18 protein-coding genes are annotated in these 22,133 nt (G+C 52.7%); 9 read left to right on the top strand and 9 right to left on the bottom strand.

Features of this window, described 5'->3' with window-relative positions:
* Window positions 1–4: 4 nt before the first annotated feature.
* Genes ACO0LN_RS06655 through ACO0LN_RS06645 form a run of 3 tightly spaced genes read right to left on the bottom strand, consistent with a single transcriptional unit; the run spans window position 5 to window position 5,502 of the window.
* Window positions 5–3,232 (bottom strand): efflux RND transporter permease subunit, encoded by a 3,228-nt coding sequence (locus tag ACO0LN_RS06655; protein ID WP_422972132.1) that lies wholly within the window; start codon window positions 3,230–3,232, stop codon window positions 5–7.
* A gap of 40 nt (window positions 3,233–3,272) precedes the next feature.
* Window positions 3,273–4,514, bottom strand: a complete 1,242-nt coding sequence (locus ACO0LN_RS06650) for an efflux RND transporter periplasmic adaptor subunit (protein WP_422972130.1) — start codon at window positions 4,512–4,514, stop codon at window positions 3,273–3,275.
* Window positions 4,515–4,572: 58 nt separating this feature from the next.
* Complete coding sequence (locus ACO0LN_RS06645; protein WP_422972128.1) at window positions 4,573–5,502, bottom strand: alpha/beta hydrolase; 930 nt, start codon at window positions 5,500–5,502, stop codon at window positions 4,573–4,575.
* A gap of 187 nt (window positions 5,503–5,689) precedes the next feature.
* On the opposite strand from ACO0LN_RS06645, the gene ACO0LN_RS06640 reads away from it, so the two are divergent.
* The gene (locus ACO0LN_RS06640; RefSeq protein WP_422972126.1) at window positions 5,690–6,721 is read left to right on the top strand and encodes a LysR family transcriptional regulator; all 1,032 of its coding nucleotides are present in this window, start codon (window positions 5,690–5,692) and stop codon (window positions 6,719–6,721) included.
* Here the strand turns inward: ACO0LN_RS06640 and ACO0LN_RS06635 are convergent.
* Together ACO0LN_RS06635 and arsA are read right to left on the bottom strand one after the other, a co-directional pair.
* Complete coding sequence (locus ACO0LN_RS06635) at window positions 6,718–8,712, bottom strand: ATP-binding protein (RefSeq protein WP_422972124.1); 1,995 nt, start codon at window positions 8,710–8,712, stop codon at window positions 6,718–6,720. The genes ACO0LN_RS06640 and ACO0LN_RS06635 overlap by 4 nt on opposite strands.
* A 172-nt stretch (window positions 8,713–8,884) precedes the next feature.
* Entirely contained in the window at window positions 8,885–10,648 is a 1,764-nt protein-coding gene (arsA, locus tag ACO0LN_RS06630) for an arsenical pump-driving ATPase (RefSeq protein WP_422972121.1), read from the bottom strand.
* 463 nt (window positions 10,649–11,111) lie between these two features.
* On the opposite strand from arsA, the gene arsC reads away from it, so the two are divergent.
* Both arsC and arsH read left to right on the top strand, forming a co-directional pair.
* Complete coding sequence (gene arsC, locus ACO0LN_RS06625) at window positions 11,112–11,540, top strand: arsenate reductase (glutaredoxin) (protein ID WP_422972119.1); 429 nt, start codon at window positions 11,112–11,114, stop codon at window positions 11,538–11,540.
* A gap of 10 nt (window positions 11,541–11,550) precedes the next feature.
* Window positions 11,551–12,243, top strand: a complete 693-nt coding sequence (gene arsH, locus ACO0LN_RS06620; protein WP_422972514.1) for an arsenical resistance protein ArsH — start codon at window positions 11,551–11,553, stop codon at window positions 12,241–12,243.
* Window positions 12,244–12,320: 77 nt separating this feature from the next.
* Here the strand turns inward: arsH and ACO0LN_RS06615 are convergent, their stop codons facing one another.
* On the bottom strand, window positions 12,321–12,674 hold the full coding sequence (locus ACO0LN_RS06615; RefSeq protein ID WP_162060718.1) for a CZB domain-containing protein: 354 nt from the start codon (window positions 12,672–12,674) through the stop codon (window positions 12,321–12,323).
* Window positions 12,675–13,241: 567 nt separating this feature from the next.
* Here ACO0LN_RS06615 and ACO0LN_RS06610 point away from each other — a divergent pair.
* From ACO0LN_RS06610 to ACO0LN_RS06590, 5 genes are all read left to right on the top strand, one after another.
* Window positions 13,242–13,700: a hypothetical protein gene (locus ACO0LN_RS06610; RefSeq protein ID WP_422972117.1), complete on the top strand. Its 459-nt coding sequence runs from the start codon at window positions 13,242–13,244 to the stop codon at window positions 13,698–13,700.
* A gap of 238 nt (window positions 13,701–13,938) precedes the next feature.
* A complete protein-coding gene (locus tag ACO0LN_RS06605) occupies window positions 13,939–15,096 on the top strand; it encodes a hypothetical protein (protein ID WP_422972116.1) in 1,158 nt (385 codons plus the stop codon).
* Between the two features lie 190 nt (window positions 15,097–15,286).
* Window positions 15,287–16,396: an aminoglycoside phosphotransferase family protein gene (locus tag ACO0LN_RS06600; RefSeq protein WP_422972114.1), complete on the top strand. Its 1,110-nt coding sequence runs from the start codon at window positions 15,287–15,289 to the stop codon at window positions 16,394–16,396.
* Window positions 16,393–17,415 carry a T3SS effector HopA1 family protein gene (locus ACO0LN_RS06595; RefSeq protein WP_422972112.1) on the top strand — a complete coding sequence of 341 codons (1,023 nt, stop codon included), beginning with the start codon at window positions 16,393–16,395 and terminating at the stop codon, window positions 17,413–17,415. The genes ACO0LN_RS06600 and ACO0LN_RS06595 overlap by 4 nt, the downstream gene beginning before the upstream one ends.
* Window positions 17,412–18,749 carry a lanthionine synthetase LanC family protein gene (locus tag ACO0LN_RS06590; protein ID WP_422972110.1) on the top strand — a complete coding sequence of 446 codons (1,338 nt, stop codon included), beginning with the start codon at window positions 17,412–17,414 and terminating at the stop codon, window positions 18,747–18,749. The genes ACO0LN_RS06595 and ACO0LN_RS06590 overlap by 4 nt, the downstream gene beginning before the upstream one ends.
* 136 nt (window positions 18,750–18,885) lie before the next feature.
* Here the strand turns inward: ACO0LN_RS06590 and ACO0LN_RS06585 are convergent, their stop codons facing one another.
* The 3 genes from ACO0LN_RS06585 to ACO0LN_RS06575 all read right to left on the bottom strand — a co-directional run bounded on the left by ACO0LN_RS06585 (window position 18,886) and on the right by ACO0LN_RS06575 (window position 21,283).
* Window positions 18,886–19,185 (bottom strand): DUF1843 domain-containing protein, encoded by a 300-nt coding sequence (locus ACO0LN_RS06585; RefSeq protein WP_162060724.1) that lies wholly within the window; start codon window positions 19,183–19,185, stop codon window positions 18,886–18,888.
* A gap of 119 nt (window positions 19,186–19,304) precedes the next feature.
* Complete coding sequence (locus ACO0LN_RS06580; RefSeq protein WP_422972108.1) at window positions 19,305–20,774, bottom strand: GDL motif peptide-associated radical SAM/SPASM maturase; 1,470 nt, start codon at window positions 20,772–20,774, stop codon at window positions 19,305–19,307.
* A 56-nt stretch (window positions 20,775–20,830) separates the two neighbouring features.
* The gene (locus tag ACO0LN_RS06575) at window positions 20,831–21,283 is read right to left on the bottom strand and encodes a DUF1843 domain-containing protein (RefSeq protein WP_232063093.1); all 453 of its coding nucleotides are present in this window, start codon (window positions 21,281–21,283) and stop codon (window positions 20,831–20,833) included.
* 226 nt (window positions 21,284–21,509) lie between these two features.
* Here ACO0LN_RS06575 and ACO0LN_RS06570 point away from each other — a divergent pair, with 226 nt between their 5' ends.
* Complete coding sequence (locus ACO0LN_RS06570; RefSeq protein ID WP_422972106.1) at window positions 21,510–22,127, top strand: class I SAM-dependent methyltransferase; 618 nt, start codon at window positions 21,510–21,512, stop codon at window positions 22,125–22,127.
* Window positions 22,128–22,133: the final 6 nt, after the last annotated feature.

The raw sequence follows: 22,133 nt of genomic DNA, 5'->3' as shown, positions 1-22,133 counted from the left end.
TCTCTCAAACTTTAACTACGCTGTGTGCATGCTCATGATCGTGACCATGGGCAAGGTCTTGTGCAAGAGCGGGCGCTTCATGCACGACAGCAGAATGCAGCTTGCGGCCACCTGCAAGAGTACGCAGCAATACATAAAATACCGGTGTCAGGAACAGGCCAAACAGGGTCACGCCCAGCATGCCAAAGAACACTGCCACACCCATCGCATGACGCATCTCGGAACCTGGGCCACTGGAAATCACCAGTGGCACCACACCCATGATGAAGGCGATGGATGTCATCAGGATAGGACGCAGACGCAAGCGGCTGGCATCTATCGCTGCCTGCAGTGGAGTGCTGCCCTGCAGTTCAAGCTCCCGCGCAAATTCCACAATCAGAATCGCATTCTTGGCCGATAACCCCACCAGCACCATCAGACCTATCTGGGTGAAGATGTTATTGTCACCACCTGTCAGCCAGACGCCAGTCAAAGCCGCCAGCAAACTCATGGGCACGATCATGATGACAGCCAGTGGCAAGGTCAGGCTTTCATACTGCGCCGCCAATACCAGGAAGACCAGCAAGACACTGATAGGGAATACCCAGACACCGGCATTGCCCGCCAGGATTTGCTGGTAAGTCAGGTCCGTCCATTCAAACTTGATACCGGCTGGCAGGGTCTTGGCAGCAATACGTTCTGCCGCAGCCTGCGCCTGATTCGATGAATAACCGGGGGCAGGGCCACCATTGATATCCGCCGCTGTGTAGCCGTTGTAACGCACTACCATTTCCGGGCCAAAGCTAGGTGTCACTTTGACGAGGGAAGACAGCGGCACCATTTCACCAGCCGTATTACGGGTTTTCAGTTGCAGGATATCTTCAGGCTTGGCACGGTAAGGCGCATCTGCCTGGGCACGTACCTGATACACACGGCCAAAGCGGTTGAAGTCATTTACGTACAAAGAGCCAAGATAGATCTGCATTGTGTCAAACACATCAGTCACAGGCACACCGAGTTGCTTTGCCTTGACGCGGTCAAGATTGACATCCAGTTGCGGCACATTGATCTGATAGCTGGAAAACATGGGCCCCAGTTCTGGCGCTGTTTTGGCAGCTGCGATAAAGGCTTGTGTTGCAGCATCCAGTTCAGCATAGCCGAGCGCACCCTTGTCTTCGATCTGCATCTTGAAGCCGCCAACTGTACCCAGGCCCATGACAGGAGGTGGCGGGAAGACGGCAATGAAAGCATCCTTGATGCCGAAATACTTCTGGTTCAGCTTGCCTGCAATCGCATTGGCAGAAAGCTCGGCACTACGGCGCTCTTCAAACGGCTTCAGCGTCACAAAAACAATGCCGGCGCTGGAGCTATTGGTAAAGCCGTTGATGGACAAGCCAGGGAAGGCAACTGCACTCTCCACACCCGGTTCTTTCAAGGCGATGGCAGACATGTCACGGATGACTTTTTCAGTACGGTCGAGTGTCGCACCATTGGGCAATTGCGTGAAGCTGATCAGGTATTGCTTGTCCTGCCCCGGCACAAAACCACCCGGCACGATATAGGAAATACCAACGGCTGCTGCCAGCAATACCACATACACTACCATGCTGGATGCCTTGCGGGAGATGACGCCAGCCACACCCTTGGAATATTTTTCAGAACCGCGATTGAACATGCGGTTGAAGGCATTGAAGAAGCGGCCAAACAGGCGGTTCATGACTTTGGTCAGCCAGTCTGGTTTTTCATCATGGCCTTTGAGCAAAATCGCAGCCAGTGCTGGTGACAGGGTCAGCGAGTTGAAGGCCGAGATCACAGTCGAAATCGCTATCGTCATCGCAAACTGTTTGTAGAACTGACCGGTCAGACCTGTCATGAAGGCCAGTGGTACAAATACCGCAACCAGCGTCAGGGCGATAGCGATAATAGGGCCGCTGACTTCACGCATGGCGCGGTAAGTTGCTTCTTTCGGTGACAGGCCAGCCGAGATATTTCTCTCCACATTCTCCACCACCACAATCGCATCATCAACGACGATACCGATGGCCAGTACCATGCCAAACAGTGACAAGGCATTGATGGAATAACCAAAGCCCAGCATCAGCGAAAAAGTACCGACGATGGAGACTGGCACAGCCAGCAGCGGAATCAGCGAAGCACGCCAGGTTTGCAAAAACACGATGACCACCAGCACCACCAGCGCAATCGCTTCCAGCAAAGTCTCAACGACCGCATGAATACTGGAGCGCACGAATTGCGTAGGGTCATACACGATCTTGTATTGCACTGAACTGGGGAAGTCCGTCGCCAATTCTTTCATTGCCGCACGCACCTGGTCAGACACATCCAGCGCATTCGCACCAGGTGCCTGGAAAATAGGTATAGCTACCGCCGGTTTATTGTCGAGCAAAGAACGCAAGCCATATTCAGAGGCATCCAGTTCTATACGCGCCACGTCCGCCAGGCGGGTGACTGCACCATCGGCAGAAGTCTTCAAGATGATTTCGGCAAATTCTGCTTCTGACTTCAAACGGCCTTGCGCATTCACATTGAATTGCAAAGGGGTGCCCGGCACATTTGGTGATGCACCGATGACGCCCGCCGCTACCTGCACGTTTTGTTCGCGTATGGAGTTGACCACGTCAGAGGCAGTCAGGCCACGCTGTGCAACTTTTTGCGGGTCCAGCCAGACGCGCATGGCGTAATTGCCAGAGCCAAACAAGCCCACTTCACCGACACCCTTGATACGTGCCAGACGGTCTTTGACGTTCAGCACCGCATAATTGCGCAGGTAGGTCATGTCATAGCGGTTATCTGGTGAAATCAGATGCACCACCATGGTCAGCGCAGGTGAACTCTTGATCGTCGTCACCCCCAGGCGTTGCACATCAGCAGGCAGGCGTGGCAAGGCTTGCGAAACCCGGTTTTGCACCAGTTGCTGCGCCTTGTCGGGATCGACACCCAGTTTGAAGTTGACGGTCACCGTCAGGTTGCCATCACTGTTTGCCTGTGACTGCATGTACAGCATGTTTTCCACGCCATTAATGGATTCTTCCAGCGGAGAAGCCACGGTTTCTGCAATCACCTTGGGGTTGGCACCGGGATATTGCGCCCGCACCACGACAGAAGGCGGTACCACCTCGGGATATTCCGAGATGGGCAACTGGAACATGGCCAGCGCACCGGCCAGCAGGATAATTACCGACAATACCCCGGCGAAGATGGGGCGGTCGATAAAGAATTTTGAGATATTCATGATGTTTTTCTATCTGCGTTTATATTTGTGTACGCGATGATCAAGACTTGTTAGCAGCAGGTTTTTCTGCAGCAGCACTGGTATCAGGAGTTGCCGGAACTGCCGCGACTTTACTCATAGGCACCATGTTTGGTGTGATGGCGTCTCCTGGTCGTGTACGTTGCAGGCCATTGACGACAATGCGTTCACCGGCCTTGAGGCCAGCTTCCACGATAAGCATATCTTCCTGCCTGTTACCGAGACGCACTTCGCGGTAGGCAGTGTGATTGTCTTTGTCGACTGCCAGCACAAAACGCTTGCTCTGGTCTGTGCCCACGGCTTTTTCATCTATCATCAGGGCTGCATGCGGTGCACCACCACCGAGGCGTACACGGGCATACAGGCCGGGCAAGAGCAAGCCATCCTGGTTTTCAAATACGGCGCGTACACGTACGGTTCCTGAAGAAGTGTCCACACGGTTGTCGATGGAAACCACCTTGCCCTGGCGCGAATAGCCATCTTCATTCGCCAGGCCCAGGAAGACTGGCACCTGGGTATTTTTGGCCTGCGCCGGGTTCACGTATTTCAAGAAACTTTGCTCATCCACATCAAACGATGCATACACTTGCGAGACAGATACCAGAGTGCTCAGGGCAGGCGAGCTGGCACCAACGGCAATGACGTTGCCAACGGTGACTTCGGCACGCGAGATGCGGCCAGCAACCGGTGCGGTGATCTGGGTATATTCAAGATTGAGTTTTGCGGCTTTCAATGCCGCCTGTGCCGCCAGTACATTGGCCGCTGCTTCACGCGATGCATTTTGTTTTTCTTCAAAGTCACGGCGGGCGATGGCGTTTTCACCTAGCAGTCTTTCACCGCGGGCCACGTCAGAACTGGTATAGGCGGCGCGTGCTTCGGCGGCAGCCAGTTGCGCCTGGACGCGTGCTACTTCAGCCGCATACGGGCGTGGGTCTATGGTGAACAGCAAATCACCTTTCTTGACCAGACTGCCATCCTTGAAATGCACGGCAGTCAGTGTGCCACCAACCAGGGGGCGTATCTCAACCCTATCGACGGCTTCGAGTTTGCCAGAATAATTTTGCCAATCGACGATATTGCGGCTGACGACTTCAGCGACATCAACCGTCGTTGCTGGCGGTGCAGCCTTGGGGGCGTCATTGGCTTCGACATTGATGGCGCCTATGGTGCCAGCAGCAGCAATCAACAGGACGATGGCGGCGCTGATCGCGATGGATTTACGACTTGGAGCCGTGGATATAGTGGAGCTGGTAGATTCAGACATGATATTCCTCGTGGATGTAGTATGTAAATTACTGAGTTCTTGAGAGTCTTTTGTTTTGTCAGACATTTTGTTTTTCCTCCAGAGATACGAAAGCAGATGTGTTCAAATCGTTAGTAATAGCAAGCCGGCGGCGCAAGAAATCCGCTACTTCCACCAGCACCGGCTGATGCTCAGGCAATGAGGCATGCTTGATCCCGGCAAAGCGGGCAACCTGCACAGGCACACCTACCGTGATCAGGGCTGCTGCATATTTTTCTGCTTCCACATGCAGGACATCATGTTCAGCAGTAGCGATAAAAGCGGGTGACAAACCACCGAGGCGGCTGGATTCCAGCGGCGCAGCGTATGGGTGCAGGCGCTGCAATGAGCGCGGCAGGTACTGGCCATAGCAATGCGCACATTCTTGCGGGGTCAGGTCAGATTCCAGTTTCTTGGCGTCACCGAGGCGTGTCATGCTGGGGTCCAGCATCGGACCTATCAGCGCTTGCGCCAAAATTGGCGGGGCATTGCGGTCGCGTGCTATCAGCGTCAGGCAAGTCGCCAGGTTGCCGCCGGCATCGTCACCCGCTACTGCCAGGCGGCTGGCGTCAGCCTTGATGCTGGCGGCGTTCTTGATGGCCCACAGCATGGCGGTGTAGGCATCTTCCGGCGCTGCCGGAAAAGGCTTGGCCGGGGCCAGCGAATAACCGACGGACAAGACGATGACATTGCTGTTACGCGCAATAAAACGCGCTGGTACATCGGCATCATTCAAGGAGCCGCTGATAAAACCGCCACCGTGGAAATACAGCACCACCGGCAAAACTGCATTGCCTTGAGGGCGGTACAGGCGCACAGGAATGACCCCAAGCGGGCCAGGGATAAGGAAATTGTCTATCTGCAAAGATGGCTCAGCCGTCTTTGTGGTTTTCTTTCTTTTCTTGACGGTGTTGCCGGGGTTGCCGGAGTTGCCATAGATATCGGGAATTGTTGCCGTTTCGTCCATCATATTGTCGCCAATCGCGCCAGAGCTTAGTGAATGGAGCGAATAGTAGGCGCGATGCGCTTTCGGATAAACGCCTATAATCCAACATGACTATTCCGTCAGGCCGACTAATCAAGCTTCAAATTAGGTTTATACTTCGTTCAGACGAATAGTCCTTGACTATGCCAACCAGTTATTCAGGAGTACCGCGATGGACCGCTTTCAGGCAATGCAAGTCTTTACCCGCGTGGTAGATAGCAATAGTTTTACCCGCGCCGCCGACAATCTCGGCTTGCCGCGCACCACCGTCACGACCATCATCCAGAACCTGGAAAGCCTGTTGCAGGTGCGCTTGCTGAACCGCACCACCCGCCGCCTGAGCCTGACGCCAGACGGTGCAGCCTACTATGAACGCTGTGTGCGCATCCTGGCTGACGTGGATGAAACTGAATCCTCATTCCAGAACGTCGCGCGCGGCCCTAAAGGCCAGTTGCGCATTGATGTACCGACCTCAATAGGCAGGCTGATCCTGTTGCCGCAAGTCTGTGAATTTTATTCGCGCTATCCTGATATCAAGCTGGTCATGGGCATGGGTGACCGCATGGTTGATATGGTGCAGGAAGCGGTCGATTGCGTAATACGGGTAGGGGAATTGCAGGATTCCAGCATGGTGGCCCGCCGCATAGGCACTTTCCAGAGCATCACTTGCGCCGCGCCAGATTATCTCGACACCCACGGTGAGCCACAGAGTCTGGAAGACTTGCAGCACCACCAGGCTGTGCATTATTTTTCCAGCCGCACAGGCCGCAACCTCGACTGGGATTTTGTCGTCGATGGCAAGACCGTCGATGTCACGGTCAATGGCAAGATATCCGTCAATGATTCTGAAGCTTATATCGATTGCGCCGTCAAGGGTTTTGGCCTGATACAGGCACCGCGCTTCATGCTGATGCCGCATCTGCAATCCGGTGCATTGCGTGAAGTATTGCCGCAATGGACACCCGCCCCCATGCCTATCTCGGTGGTCTATCTGGCCAACCGCCATCTGTCACCCAAGGTGCGCGCCTTTGTCGATTGGGTCGCAGAACTGTTCCCGCGCTGCCCGCTGTTCAGCGGCCGCGATGCAGAATTGCTCAGCGGGATGGGCGAATGTACTTTCGCTGGCAAACCTGAGCAACGCCCTACCCACAATACCTTGCGCTCTGTCATCGAGCAAAAGAATATTGCCGAGAGTGTGTTTTAGGCTGACAAATCGCCGCCACGCTGTGCAGCAGCAGGCAGGGTAAACCAGAACACGGTACGCACACCAGACTCTGATTCAAAACCTATACTACCGCCCATGGTCTCTAACAGGTTCTTGGTGATGTTCAGACCCAGGCCAGCGCCGCCGAGATTTTTTTCCCCATGTTCTTCTGCCTGGGCAAACTTGCCAAAAATACGCGGGCGGAATTCGTCAGGAATACCTGCACCATGGTCTTCTACCTCTATCCTGAAAACCTCATCCTCATGCCTGAGGCGGATTTCAACTTGCACATGCTCGGGTGAATATTTGGCCGCATTCGACAAGAGGTTGGCAAACACCTGCATGATGCGCTCAGAGTCACCCATGACCCAGGCCGACCTTGGATATTCGGTCAATACAAAAGATGTCTGGCGTTCCTGTGCATAGCCGGTATTTGCTTCTATCGCCTGCAAGGCCAGGGCGGCCAGATCGACGCGCTGAATTTCAAAACGCATGTGACCAGAGCTGATTTTTTCCATGTCGAGGATATCGTTGACCAGGCCAGTCAGGCGCTTGCTGTTGTTATGGGCTATGCGTACCAGTTGCAAGGCCCTGGGAGTGAATTCCATCAGCGCGCCTGATTCCAGCAAACCCAGTGCACCCCTGATGGAAGTGATAGGAGTACGCAATTCATGGCTGACCGTAGAAATGAAGGCCGCCTTCATATTATCTACCTGCTTGCGCTGGGTAATATCACGTGCAATAGTGGAAGCGCCTATGACGTTTTGCTCGCCATCATGTACTGGTGACATGGCAATCGAGAGCTGGATTTTTTCACCATTCTTGCGCAAGCCCGTGACTTCAAAATGACTGACCCGCTCTCCCCTGATGATGCTGTCCAGATGCGCAGCACTGGCAATCACATCATTGTCCGCATACAGTAGCCTGGAAGAACGGTCCAGCACTTCAGCCGCCTGGTAGGCAAACAACTTCTCTGCTCCTGCATTCCAGCTGGTGATGATGCCTTCCAGGGATACACCGATGATGGCGTCTTCCGAACTGTCTATGATGGCAGACAACTGGGACAGCTTTGCAGCCGCTTGCAACTGCTTCTCAAATTGCCGGACGATGATACCGCCAAAGATCAGCAGCATGATGATCAGCACAGCATTGCCTATGCCTTGCACGATGGCACTGGAGCGCCAGGCCTCCAGCACTTCTTCCCTGGACAGGGCAGCCACAGCTATCAACGGAAATTGTTCAAGACGGCTATAACCAACGATGCGTTCTATGCGGTCAAGCTTGGAGGTTGTAGAAAATGTGCCGAAATTATTGACAGCAATCTGCTCACGGAAGATGGGGCTGTTAATGTATTTTTTCCCGAGTGCGCCAACGATGAGCGGCCTGCGCAGGATCAAGGTACCGTCATCTGTCAACATGGCGACGGAACCTTTTTTGCCAAGGTTAATGCTGTTGAAGTATTTGAGCAGAAAATCAACATCAATATGTGCCAGCACCATGCCCGCATATTCGCCATTTTTATGGTCGAAACGGCGCGACATCAAAAAAACCCAGCTGCCATCCTGCACCACTTTGGCTGATTTGCTGATATACCAGCCAGCCCCGGCATGTTCCTGATGATAAGCAAGATTGTCACGCTCCAGTTCACTGACCTGGGTAAAACCGGCATTGCTCGATGCCATGAGCTTGCCATCGGCATCGATTACCGTCATGAGTTTTAACTGGGGCAGGTTGTCCATCTCACGCTTCAGGGTCAGCGTGAGTTTGTCGCGCTGATGCAGGTAATTGGCATCCTGCTCCAGCCTGTCCATGACAGAAATGATGGCAGCATCCACCGCCTTGAGCGTATCACCCGAATGCTGGGCCATGGCCTGCGCCAGATTACCGGCTGCAATATCGCCGGCTCGTACAGCCATCTCATGGGTTTTCCACATCTGCCAGATACTATTGCCTGTCAGTACCGTACAGACCAATACAATGAAGATGTACATGGCCAGTTTGATGGGTAGCCTCTTTACAGGAACTGCAGTTTTCATACGTGATAGTGAGCGACAAAGGCAACCGCCTGGATGGCAATGTCGGCCATTGTATGTTGTCTGGCATATTGTGAGCAAACTTTCATTGCCCGCCTAAAGCACTATCGAGAAGAAGCCTTGCCAATACTTAACTCACTGCGTGTAATAATTTTTTGAGTCGCTCCAATCCCACTGGCTCTTCTGCCTGCAAGGGTATTACAGCCCAGCGCTGGGCATATTTTTTTGCTACTTCATCAATCAGTGGTAGTTCACTACGTGCACGTTGACGCAGCAAACCAGAAACCGGATTTGCCAGGGCCAGACTGTTATTAATGATCCAGGCCCAGGGCTCTATACCTGCACGGCGCAATTCATTTTGCAGGCCCGCGGCTTCCAGAACTGGCGTAGTCTCAGCCAAGGTGATGATGACAACTTTGGTTTGAAGCGGATCTTGCAACTGCATCATGGGCGTTGTGAAATGTACCTTGGTATTGAGCATCTGCCGTTCAATTTCTCTATGGTAGGCGCCTGTCGCATCAAGTAACAGCAGCGAGTGGCCAGTCGGTGCGGTGTCCATGACCACAAATTTCTTGCCGGCTTCGCGTATGACACGTGAAAAAGCCTGGAACACGGCAATTTCTTCTGTGCAAGGTGAGCGTAAGTCTTCTTCCAACAAGGCGCGCCCACGATCGTCCAGATTCTTGCCCTTGCTTTTCATTACCTCCGCGCGGTAACGTGCAGTCTCTTTATGTGGATCTATACGGCTAACGGTCAAATTTTCCAGGCTGCCGTCCAAGGTCTCAATCAAATGTGCCGCAGGATCCGAAGTCGTCAAATGTACTGGATAGCCGCGATCGGCCAGTTCCAGCGCAATGGCTGCTGCAACTGTGGTTTTACCCACACCACCTTTGCCCATGGTCATGATCAGGCCATGACCGTTGCCAACCAGACCGTCAATAAAACCAGCGAGACTGGGAACAAGAGGAATATCTACCGGCGCAACATCGCTCCGTTTTTTCTGCGTGTTCGCTGGTGCCAACAAGGCCCTTAGTGCCTCCAGTCCGACCAGATTAAATGCTTTCAGCGGTAGATAATCAGTAGGTGCGTCTTTCAATACGCTGGGTATGGCTGATAAGGCTGCCTGTTCGCGTTTCCATACTGCAGCAGCCAGCACATCCCCGGCAAGTTCGTTTTCTGGCAGTACCCCATTAATCACAAGGTATTGGTGTTGGAAGCCGATATCAGCCAGTTCCTGATGGGTACGCGCAGCTTCACGCAAACTTGCGCTCTGCGCGCGTGCGACCAATATCATTCGGGTATGCCGCGGGTCAGAAAGCGCGCTGACCGCTGCATGGTATTGCTCGCGCTGCTTTTCCAATCCTGCCAGTGGCCCCAGGCAGGAAGCATCGCCCTTTCCTTCCTCCAGAAAACCAGACCATGCCCCAGGCAATTGCAACATGCGTATGGTGTGACCGGTAGGAGCAGTATCAAAGATGATATGGTCAAAGCACTTCGTTATAGTGGGATTAGTCAAGAGATTGGTAAATTCGTCGAATGCGGCAATCTCGGTTGTGCAGGCACCCGATAATTGCTCTTCCATGCTTTTTAGCACCGCATCAGCTACACGTCCACGGGCAGGTCCGACAATGCGGTTGCGGTAGATTTGTGCAGCCGCCTGTGGATCAATCTCTAATGCGGACAAATTCGCGACATCGGGCACTGCAGTAATGGCGTTGCCAATGCTGATACCAAACACCTGTCCCACGTTAGAGGCCGGGTCTGTACTTACAATCAAGACACGTTTGCCTGAGTCAGACAGCATAATCGCACTGGCACAGGCCAGCGAAGTTTTGCCGACACCGCCTTTACCAGTAAAAAATAGAAACTGCGGTGCTTCTGTCAGAAATAACATGGCATTCCTTGAGGTGGGTTCGGTCTTCATTTCAGATTGTCAGTCCTGTCACAAAAAGCCGCAGTTGCGTTGCAGCCAGTGCGAGTACAAAATCTGCACATTGAAGCAGCAATTTTTATATACCCTTTCAATTTAATCAGTTGGTCAGATACTGCATTGTCTAAGAACAAACAAAATCTATCTTACTTTACTTTGATTCCACATTTCCATTATTATTGAAATATAGAATCAAAGTAAAGTTCCATTTTGATATCAAGCTTCCCGGTAGAAGCCACATTCAAACGCCTGTTACCAGTTGACTGGAAGGCAGTGAATGCAAATTGCGAGCATGCTGGTCAGCTTAACGCGTACTCACTTGGGCGTAAACGCAGCGGTACTGAGGGTGTGATGGCAACGGTGGCATTTTTGCTGCTTGTATCGACTTCTACACTCTGCAAACGCTTAACTTTTTCTGGTAAGATATATGACGATTACCATTTACCATAATCCTGAATGCGGCACATCCCGCAATACCCTTGCCCTGATACGAAATAGCGGCGCTCAACCGCAAGTGATTGAATACCTGCAGCATCCGCCAGGGAAAGCAAAACTGCTGCAACTGATCGCGGCAATGCAGGTGCCGGTAAGAGACGTCTTGCGCAAAAAAACTGGGCCTTACGAAGAACTGGGGCTTGAAGATGAAAAATGGTCTGATGATGATCTCGTCAACTTCATGGTCGCGCATCCGATATTAATGAATCGCCCTATCGTAGTCACGCCGCTTGGCACGAGGCTATGCCGCCCTTCAGAAGTCGTACTGGATATTTTGCCATTACCGCAGCAAAGCGAATTCTTCAAGGAAGACGGCGAGAAAGTCGTCGACAAGGAGGGTAATCGTGTTCACCAAAAATGACTTTCCCAGCCTGCACCTGGACTTGTTCAGGCAGCCGGAAACAGAGCAATTGTTTGCACCTGTACGAGCAGGCCACGCGCCGCGAATACTGCTCCTTTATGGCTCTTTGCGCGAGCGTTCGTACAGCAAATTACTGACCCTGGAAGCGGCCAGGTTACTAAAGGCAATGGGCGCAGAAACACGGATTTTTGATCCACATGGTTTGCCATTGCCTGATGAGGTACCTGACAGTCATCCCAAAGTGCAAGAATTGCGCGAGCTGGCGCTATGGGCTGAAGGAATGGTCTGGACTTCGCCTGAACGTCACGGTGCAATGACGGGCATCATGAAGACGCAGATCGACTGGATTCCCCTGTCCGTTGGTGCCGTGCGCCCTACGCAGGGCAAGACACTGGCGGTCATGGAAGTATCAGGAGGATCGCAATCATTTAATGCCGTCAATCAAATGCGCATACTTGGCCGCTGGATGCGCATGATCACGATACCGAATCAGTCATCGGTCGCGAAAGCTTTTCTTGAATTTGATGAGACCGGACGCATGAAACCATCGGCTTACTATGATCGCGTAGTCGATGTCATGGAAGAGTTAATGAAGTTCACTTTACTGACACGTGATGTAGCCACTTATCTTGTGGATAGATATAGTGAACGCAAGGAGACCGCAGAGGAACTGTCCAGGCGCGTCAATCAGCGTGGCATCTGATAGTTGCCCCCCATTAGCCCGGCGACAGACTAATGGGGGTAAATGAATGTCATCCATTAATAAAAGCAGAATTCACTTCATAATCCCGCCTCTTTTTTGAATTTCATGATGGCCACTCCTACCGCACTTGATGCTGCCGAATAATTCGTGCCAGCATTAATCATTGCTTCTGCCTCGGAATATTTCTTCGCATTGATAGCCTGTGCCACTTTACCAGCTTCAATATGAAATGCCGCATGCCTGGCAACGCAATCCGCATGCGTTGCCAGATTGCCGAATAAGGATTTGCCCTCGCCGTGCAAATACTTGCCCAACTCGCAGCAATTGTCCCTGGCGATAGTGGCAGCATCCATGGCTTCTTTTTTACTTATTGCCATGCGGAATTTTGTCTTCCATTCTGAATGTTTAGCTACAGCATCTTCAAGATCCATGTCTTCTCCTCATTATTTTTTTACTTCCAGTTCAGGATAGATGTGCCTCACTTTCACGACTTGATGCAAATCAAGCTGCAGGCAAAGCTGGACAGAGGTCATAAAGCAAAATTTCTCGACATCAACCACTATTCTCACATCGTTACGTAAAGCAAAAAGATACTTATAAAACAAGATAGTAATAAATTGTTACGCATTTCGACCTTGACAAATATTAATAATAAATTAACCTTGAATTATTGACATGCAAATAAAGTAATAAGCATATGTAATAAATTTCCTCGCCTGCAATCTTTCCCTTTTTGTGATTTTTGAGTGTTTGAGCCCGTTTCCAAACGGCTCAGGGTGGATTGTTGTCGCCGTCTTTTTGCATGTACGGATTTGCATAACTTCAGGGGTTTGAACGTGTCATCCGGCTGTAACGGTGGTGCGTGTTGTAGCTGCAGAGCAGGGGCCTGGCTTCTGTTTGTTGAATATTGTTGTCCAAATTTTTCTGGAACAGTAATCGGGTATCAGCAAAGCCCTATGCCCGTTTGTGTTTCAGTGCCAACCGAATGGAGAATTGTGATGGCGAAAGACAAGTATTTTGTAGAAGTATTGGCTGCTGATCCTGCGAATATTCCTGATGTGGTTTTGCTCAACGGCTTTTTGGGTAATTCTGCACTGGAAGGCTATACCCGGCTGTACCTGAATGCAGTCCTGAATGAATATTATGAAATCCCCAGCGTCGCAATCTTGCACACGGCGGCGGCATCCGCCAGCAGCAATAATCCACTGGAAACAGCCTATGTATGGATCAAGGCCGATGCCGAGCTCATACGCAAGGGCAAGAGCGTGTCTGACACCAAGCTCAGTTTTTTCAACGGGCCCATACAAAGTGCGCAGGCAGCATCCGCCGCCAATGCTGCAGCCCAGGCAGCCCAGGCAGCGGTGGCTGGCGGCCCTACCGGCGTGCTGAACTGCACGCAGGCCCCGGCGCAATGCGGCAACACTGCATGGCCAGGTTGCCCTGACACCCCGAAATAATCTGACAGAAATTCCGACAAGAATTCAGACCGAAATACCCGAATTGGAATATTCGTGATGTGAAGGGCTCTTGTTTGACTGGCCTTTTTCTCATGCGAATGTGTGAAGAATGGCGCATGTCATTGCCCTGTTTCTTTTATCAGAGGCATGCATTGCTGCCATTAGTTTGTTGCTTTGTTTTTCCCTGGTTTTCTTTTTTGTTCATGAAATGCAGTACCACTCTTAGGAGAGTTTTGCCATGACTACTCAATTACCGATTTGTCACATCAACACATTGATTCCTCAATGCCTGCCTGTGACTATTCCGGCCGCATGTCATCATCTGACACAACCACCACAATGCCTGCCACAAACCTCACCTGTCGTCTGCCATGTGACGCAACCGCCACAATGCTTCCCGCAGACTCTGGCTGGACCAATTTGCCAGCATGTCACCAGCCCTGCGATATGCCACTTCACCCATAATCAACCTCAATGCGGCATACAATGTCAGGCGAATACACGCTTGCCTATCACTACGACCTTCGATCCGACCATATTCCAAACCCACACACCGGTACTCCACAATCAAACACCGGTACTCCATGGTGGTGTGGGCGGTGCAGGTGGCGTAGGTGGCGGCCTGGCCGCACCAGCGCAGGCGCAAAATTTTGCCGGTGCAGCAGCGCCTGCCCAGCAATTTGCAGCACAAGCCAATGTCGGACCAACCGGCGTACAGCATTGCACAGCCGCACCACAATTTTGCGGTAACACAGCGTGGCAGCCTTGCCCGCCCATCGGTCCAACCGGCGTGCAACATTGCACCGCTGCACCTCAGGTTTGCGGCAATACGGCATGGCAGGGTTGCCCGCCACCACAAGCACCACAAGCACAACAAGCACAACAGGCACAATTCCCTTTCCATCCAACGACAAACCCTACTGCCAATACCCATTGCTTCATTTGCCCACCGTTCACCATTGAGGCGCAGCAGGCTGCACCTCAGCAAGCACAGGCAATGAACCCAACGAATGCGACACATTGCTTTGTTTGCCCTCCACACACACTGGAAGCGCAACAACAAGTCGGACCAACCGGCGTACAGCATTGCACCGCCGCACCGCAATTTTGTGGTCATACCGCGTGGCATGGTTGCCAGCCACCACTGTCGGCACCACCACATTGCCCAACCGTTGCTGCCGCTGTTTGCCACACTGCTGCCACAGTTTGCACACAAACGGTAGCGCCTACGCATCTGCTGGGTTGCACTTGCTTGCCCATGACGGTGGGTCCGGTACATCCAACCAACCATATGCAAGTTTGTGGCAACACTTGCCTGCCAATGACGGTAGGGCCTGTTATTCCTACGAATAACATGCCGATTTGCGGCAATGTCACTGCACCTGGTTTTTGCTAAACAGGAAGCTACAGGGAACAAGTGAACTAAAGCAGTACAGAGCAGTTTGATCAGCCCTGGTAAAAACGGTCGGGATACATTCCCGACCGCGGGTTGACTCATTCTTTGTAAACCCCAGGTGCAATTTTGCACCTGGGGTTTCGGCATACTGGCAAGCGTAAGGCTGCCGCAATACCAGGAGTAATCAGGAATGTTTTTGACCGCATCCAATATGGCCCACTATCTGCTGGCGCGAGGCACGGTTCCACCAGGCGTGATTGTCGATGGTGATTTCATGGTGGTAGAGGCAGGCCGCCGCAACCGCAATTACAAGATCATACGGCGCGATGGTTCAGGCTTGTTCGTCAAGCAGATCAAGGAAGTCGAGCCTATGGCAATCTCGACCATGCAACGCGAAGCAGCCTGCTACCGCATGGCGCAAAAAAATGGCTATGAAGCATTAGCAAGACTCATGCCCGGCTTTGTCGATCATGATGCTGGCCGTCATTGCCTGACCATCAGCTTGTTACCTGGCGGTGAAAACCTGACAGAATTTCATGCCCGCAAAAAAACATTCCCGGCTGAAGTTGGCAAGTTGCTAGGAGCTGCACTGGGGAGCTATCACCAGACTCTGCGCGGCAAGTCGCTGCAGACAGAAGACCTCAGCAACTTCCCGCGTATGGCGCCCTGGATTTTAAGTTTTCATCTGAACAGTGTGCAGGCTGGCGCCACCCTCAGTGGTGGCGTGCAACAATTGGGCGCACTGATCCGGCAATACCCTGACCTGCAGCAAAACCTGGCACGGCTGGCACAGGGCTGGCGCTATGACAGCATTATCCACGGTGACATGAAATGGGATAACTGCGTGGTCTATCCTGGCCCCAATGGCGAACTGGCATTACGCATCATAGACTGGGAACTCGTTGATTATGGGGACGCCAGCTGGGATATAGGGGCAGTGTTGCAAGCCTATCTGACCTCTTGGATTTACTCCATGCCGCTGTATCAGGAATTTGACCCTGCCCGCTTTGTCGATAAGGCTGTTTATCCACTGGAGGGCATGTACCCGTCCATCCATGCTTTCTGGCACAGCTATGTACAGACGGCAGGCATCGATAAATCGCAAACCTATCCCTACCTGTTGCGCTGTATAGAATATGGTGCTGCACGCATGGTGCAGACTGCGTTTGAATCACTGTATTATTCGCCCGTCATGACCAATCATGCAGCGACCTTATTGCAAGTCAGCCAGAATATTTTGCGCGATTCACGGCAGGCAGCATCTGCCCTGTACGGGTTTAGCGGGGAGTTGTCATCATGAGTGACGCATCTACAAACAATGCATCCATACACGAAGAATTAAATGGCATCTATGCTGCCTTGCAAATTCACAATCAGCATAGCTATGCACTAGGCAGTAATGCACCCGTCCCCGTCACATCGACTGGCACCCCAACCAGCCCTGCCCAGGCATTGATCGCCGCCATCAATAACAGCCTGTATGGCATGTACTATGTGCGTGACGCTGCGGACGAACCCGCACTGCCATCACAAAACCTGGTAGCCAACCTGAGCCAAGCCAACCAGACCTCAGACCGCTGGGACCCTGGCTGGAAAATTTACCAGCAAAGCCCCGATGGCCGCGTGATGATACAAAAAGGTGAACGCAGCCGCACCGCAATGGCGGGCGAATATGCCGCCAACAAATGGCCGGGCATGCCTGCGCTGGCCGGTGAGATGGTGAACTTGCGTGTGTATCCCGGCACTGCCGACATGCAACAGGGCTTTTACTATGCGTTTGGCAGCAACCTGTCTGACCAGTTTGACGACTATGAACTGATACGTTTTTACTTCAATGTACCAGCCCCTGCCGCAGCAGAATTACTCTACGGTCTTACCGCGCAGTTGAACCGTTATGCCCTGCCCTTCCGTTATAAAACCTTGGTTGATGCCAGTGCCTATCGCCGCGCTGATGCCGCTGTGCTGTATATCGCCAAGCGCCACTACGCCATGGTCGCCGCGCTGATGCAGGACTTGCATGCCAGCCTGGGCAGCAAGCTGCGTGCAGCCACACCAATGTTTTGTAAATCCCTGATGAGTGGCATAGGTGTGGCAGAAGAACCGGGTACCGGTGAAAGCTTTGGCATGCATAGATGCAGGCTGGTGGCAGAAGGCATGGTCGATGCATGGCTGGCAGGCTCACAGAGCGTGAGCGCACGCGCAGACGCCGTGCAAAAACGCTTTGCCACGAATGGCATAGACATGCGCACCCCCTACCTGAACCGCAATTCAGTCAACCTGTTTGAAACACCCGTCTTTAACGGAGGCTTGCTGTTATGAATGCACCGATCAATGTACCTATGACTACACCTGTAACTGCGCCTATGACTGCACCCATCAATGCGGTCATCAATCCTTACAAAGAAGTTTATCTCGACGTTGCCGACCGCATAGGTCGCAATTTATGCCGTGATGCGGTCTGGGATGGTGCGCGTTGTAACTGGCTAGGCTGGTCCATGGAAGCCGTGAATCAAAACTGGGTACCAGCTTACCGCTCCTTTGCCGGTGATCTTTATGGCGGCACCAGCGGCATCGCCCTGTTCCTCGCTGAACTGCATCAGTTCAGCGGCGACAAGCAACAAAAACGGATACTCGAAGGCGCATTGAACCAGGCACTGTCGCTGTCTGACAAAATGCAGGGCCCAGCCCGCAGCGGTTTTTACGCAGGCAGCAGTGGCTTTGCCTATGTGCTGGTACGTATAGGTACATTATTGAAAAATGAAGCCCTGATCGCCCGTGGCCTGCGCGAAATGGCCAGCCTCAAAGAACAGGTGCCGGATGCGATGTTTATCGATGTCATCGGCGGCAGTGCCGGTGCAATACCGGCGATGCTGAAACTCGGCCTGGAACACCAGCGCCCCGACTTTATCGCCATGGCGCAAAGCCATGGTGATTATTTACTGACACATGCCAGCAAGAGTAATGCTGGCTGGTCATGGGAAACCATGCATGTGCCCGGACAAAAACACCTGACCGGTCATTCACATGGTGTGGCTGGCATCGTCACTGCCTTGCTGGAACTGTATCGCGCCACAGGAGAAAAGCGCTACCTGGATGGGGCCAACGAAGGCTTGCGTTATGAACGCGGCCTGTTCAGTGCCCAGCACAATAACTGGCCAGACTTGCGCATCATGGATGCCAGCCAGACCGATGCACCTCCGGTGTATAACATGGCCTGGTGTCATGGTGCGCCCGGCATAGGATTATCACGCCTGCGCAATGTCGCCCTGATGCCGGATGATGCCATGCTCATGCAGGAATTGCATGCCGCCGTACAAACCACCGCGAGTTCGTTGATGCCAGCCTGGGTACATGGCATAGGTAATTTTTCGTTATGCCATGGTGCCTGCGGCAATGCCGAATTGATGATCATGGCCGGACAATATCTGAAACGCCCTGACCTGACACAGGTCGCCGAAAAGATAGGGCAGGAAGGTTGGCAGCATTACGGCCAGTCCGACATGCCCTGGCCTTGCGGCGTGGCAGGTACGGGTGAGACGCCTAACCTGATGCTGGGAACAGCGGGGATAGGGTACTTCTATTTGCGCCTGTATAACCCTGAGGCTGTGCCGTCAGTGTTGATTGTGACGCCGCCGGAGAAGGTGGGGAGTTGATTGAAATTTTGTAGGTTGGGCTACGCTTCATCAGCCCAACAGTTGGCCTCAAAATACGTATACGTTATTTAAACGCGGAGTGTTGGGCTGGTAAACCGCAGCCCAACCTACAAGTTCAACCCAACCTACGAAAACATTAAAACAAACGATTATAGTAAGCCACTTGCGCTTTCAGACGAGAAATTTCAGCCTGATCACCACGTGTCACTGCATCTTGTATCGCCACACCATACAAGGCTTGTGGCGGCAAGCCCTTGGCCTTCATGGCTGTTTCCAGCGACGGTAAGAGGCGTTCTATTTCTGATGCGGCTGCCAGATAGTCCAATGCCTGATCGCGGACGGTGGACATTTTTTTGACATCGCCACTGGCGATTGCTTCATGCATGGGTACTGCATACAAGGCGGCCAAGGGTGCTGCATGTGTTGGGGAAACCATATCTACTCCTTCGAGAAATCCTGGCATCAATATAAAGCCAGGCGGATTAAGGAAAATATTCATCAATACAAAATTTTCCCCGGCAAACCCCAAAAAATTTGGAGGCCGGGCTTTGATCGTTACACTGTGCTGGTCAGCACATGCAAGCGATCGAGTACGCTCTTGAGTTCTGTCATGACGGCTTGCCGTCTAGCTTCTTCAATGGCATATTTTTGTGCGGCGGTAACGACATCGGCATGGCAGTGCGGGCACTCGGTCTCATCCTGCCAGATGTACTCATGACAGTTGCGGCACAATCCCAGTTCAGGCAAGGGATTGCTGCTGGTGCGTTCTGCCACACGTGGTGCTGGCGCAGGTTCCTCAGGCAGAATTTGCCTGCCGGGAATCGCTTCTTCATACAGTTCAAACCTGCCTATGGCAAAAGGCTTGTCAGGCGCTGGTGCCACTTTGCGGATTTTTTCATGTATGCCGCGTTTCTCCAGCTTCAATGCGCGGTAGTGGCAATAGGGATTATTGCCGGGCTTGCCGAACAGGGAATCTGAAGTCCAGGTACAGCCACCACGGCAAACATCGGCGTAGTAGCAGGTGCGACAATGACCCCACAGTGAATCGATATTGCGCATGCGGCCAAAGTGCAGGGCCTCAGACGTGTTCCACAATTCTGCCACGGCAGTGTCACGGACATTGCCACCACCATAGGTTTCTGTTGCCAAAGATGGACAACCCTTGATGGTGCCGTCCGCCTCAAGACCGATGACATTCTGGCCGGCAGCGCAACCTGTCCAGTGCAGGGTTTCATCACCGAGGCCACGCCAGTGATGCTCGAAAGGACCGAAGTAACCTAGGTTGTTGCCAAAGGTCAGCAACAGGCCGCGTTGCTGGCCTTCATGATAAAGGCGGTTCAGCAGCGGCATGAGTTCCAGCACGCGGTGTGGTTGCAGCAACAGGTGGTCATTCTCTACCGCATTGCCCATGGCCACGGTGATCTGTAATTGCCAGTGAGTGGCACCCGCTTCGATGATGCGGTTGAACAGGGGCTCCAGCTGATCTATGGTCTCTGCACCTATCTGGGTATTACAGCTGACACCCAGACCCAGGGATTTTGCAGTTTCCATGGCACGCAGGGCATCATTCCAGGAACCGACCACGCCACGCACCCTGTCGTGATAATCCTTCATGCCATCGATGGACACGCCTATGCCAAACAGACCAGCCTGCTTGCCAGCTTCCAGCCTGGCGGTATTGAGGTTGCGGGCACCGGTTTGCATGCCTACCCGTATGCCGTGACCAGCAATACGTTCCACCATTTGCAGCCAGTCCTTGCGCAAGAAGGCTTCGCCACCTATGAGGGTGATTTCACGCGTGCCCAGGGCGGCCAGTTGATCGATCACGGAGAAGGCTTCTTCGGTGGAAAGCTCACCCACCCTGCGCTTGCCTGCGCGAGAACCGCAGTGGCTGCATTTGAGATTGCAGGCAAGGGTAATTTCCCACACCACATGCACAGGCGTATGGCCGTTGAGATCAGACAGCGTACGCGCCCTGGCGGGTTGGGATGCTTGAGAAGATTGAGATACCTGAGTTTGTTCCATACTTGGCTCCGGTGGCAAATGCCAGCAAGCTGGCATCCGGGATCATGCGGCTGTACTTATTTGCTGGCGTTGAGCTGTGCCAGCAGGCTTTGTGCGAGTTCTTTCAGGCGATCGACTTCGGCCTGATCACCACGCGCCTGCGCGTCCTGAATCGCGACGCCATAAGGTGTGACAGGGTGAAAAGCGGCGGCAGAGTTGCTGACACCACCGAGCAAATTGCCATAGGAAGCGAGTTCGGATTTGATGCGGGCGATTTCAACCTGGTCGCCGCGGGCGACGGCGTCTTGTATGGTAACGGCATACAGGGGACGGATAATACCGCCCTTGCTTTTGATGGCGCTTTCCAGTTCAGGCAACAGACGGGCCACATCGGCGGCAGCCGCCAGGTGGCTGAAGGCGGCATCACGCGCTGCGCTCATTTTTGCTGCGTCGCCACTGGCAATTGCATCGCTCATTGCGACTGCATACAGGGGGATGAAACCGCCATAAGATTCTTTACTGGTAGTCATAAAATTACTCCTTTAAGTGAGTACGGGTTATGAAACTGGGGTGGGTATCTATAAAATTCTGGAAACCTGCCTGCTATCAATATGGCAAGCTTACTTAGTATATTTTCAATTATTTAAAAGTCAATGAAATTATTCTTTTTTTAATTAAATTAAATGAATAAAGAAATCATCAAGGCCGATGCTTTACACTTAGCAATCCTGCCAAACACTAAACCAGAACATAAATGTGAACAAAGTCAGTGGCACCGAAGGCTATGCAGAGATGGCGGATTACCTGATACAGCAATGGCAGGAAATTTCTTTCAAAGAACATCACGCTGCCGTCTTGCACCTGCTGCCGGTAACACCTGGCCGTGTGCTTGATATTGGTTCTGGCATAGGTAGTGACGCTGCCGCTTTTGCAGCAATGGGACATCGTGTTGTCGCCGTAGAACCGGTCAGTGAATTACGCCTGCCGGGCATCGCCCTGCATGACTCAACACTGATCACCTGGCTGGATGACAGCCTGCCAGACTTGTCATCACTCAGCGCCAGGAATGAGAATTTCGACCTTATCATGTTGAGTGCTGTGTGGATGCATCTTGACGAGCTTCAACGCCAACACGCCATGCCTAGACTGGCAAGTTTGATGAATACATCCGCGACCCTGATATTGTCGCTGCGCCACGGCCCTGTCCCTGCGGGACGACGAATGTTTGATGCCAGCGCCGCAGAGACCATAGGACTGGCTGCGCTTCAAAACCTGGAACCTATCTTGCACGCAGAGACACCGTCAATACAAAAACTCAACCAGCAAAGTGGAGTGACATGGACACGGCTGGCGTTCAGGCATGCAACATCGTAAAGCGAC

Source organism: Undibacterium sp. TC9W (assembly GCF_049339865.1).
Lineage (GTDB): Bacteria > Pseudomonadota > Gammaproteobacteria > Burkholderiales > Burkholderiaceae_D > Undibacterium.
This window is presented reverse-complemented; position numbering and strand designations above follow the sequence as displayed.

Coding starts and splice junctions, on each gene's coding strand:
- ACO0LN_RS06655 (WP_422972132.1), bottom strand. CDS start 3,232: ATGAATATCTCAAAATTCTTTATCGACCGCCCCATCTTCGCCGGGGTA.
- ACO0LN_RS06650 (WP_422972130.1), bottom strand. CDS start 4,514: ATGTCTGAATCTACCAGCTCCACTATATCCACGGCTCCAAGTCGTAAA.
- ACO0LN_RS06645 (WP_422972128.1), bottom strand. CDS start 5,502: ATGATGGACGAAACGGCAACAATTCCCGATATCTATGGCAACTCCGGC.
- ACO0LN_RS06640 (WP_422972126.1), top strand. CDS start 5,690: ATGGACCGCTTTCAGGCAATGCAAGTCTTTACCCGCGTGGTAGATAGC.
- ACO0LN_RS06635 (WP_422972124.1), bottom strand. CDS start 8,712: ATGTACATCTTCATTGTATTGGTCTGTACGGTACTGACAGGCAATAGT.
- arsA (WP_422972121.1), bottom strand. CDS start 10,648: ATGTTATTTCTGACAGAAGCACCGCAGTTTCTATTTTTTACTGGTAAA.
- arsC (WP_422972119.1), top strand. CDS start 11,112: ATGACGATTACCATTTACCATAATCCTGAATGCGGCACATCCCGCAAT.
- ACO0LN_RS06615 (WP_162060718.1), bottom strand. CDS start 12,674: ATGGATCTTGAAGATGCTGTAGCTAAACATTCAGAATGGAAGACAAAA.
- ACO0LN_RS06610 (WP_422972117.1), top strand. CDS start 13,242: ATGGCGAAAGACAAGTATTTTGTAGAAGTATTGGCTGCTGATCCTGCG.
- ACO0LN_RS06605 (WP_422972116.1), top strand. CDS start 13,939: ATGACTACTCAATTACCGATTTGTCACATCAACACATTGATTCCTCAA.
- ACO0LN_RS06600 (WP_422972114.1), top strand. CDS start 15,287: ATGTTTTTGACCGCATCCAATATGGCCCACTATCTGCTGGCGCGAGGC.
- ACO0LN_RS06595 (WP_422972112.1), top strand. CDS start 16,393: ATGAGTGACGCATCTACAAACAATGCATCCATACACGAAGAATTAAAT.
- ACO0LN_RS06590 (WP_422972110.1), top strand. CDS start 17,412: ATGAATGCACCGATCAATGTACCTATGACTACACCTGTAACTGCGCCT.
- ACO0LN_RS06585 (WP_162060724.1), bottom strand. CDS start 19,185: ATGGTTTCCCCAACACATGCAGCACCCTTGGCCGCCTTGTATGCAGTA.
- ACO0LN_RS06580 (WP_422972108.1), bottom strand. CDS start 20,774: ATGGAACAAACTCAGGTATCTCAATCTTCTCAAGCATCCCAACCCGCC.
- ACO0LN_RS06575 (WP_232063093.1), bottom strand. CDS start 21,283: ATGACTACCAGTAAAGAATCTTATGGCGGTTTCATCCCCCTGTATGCA.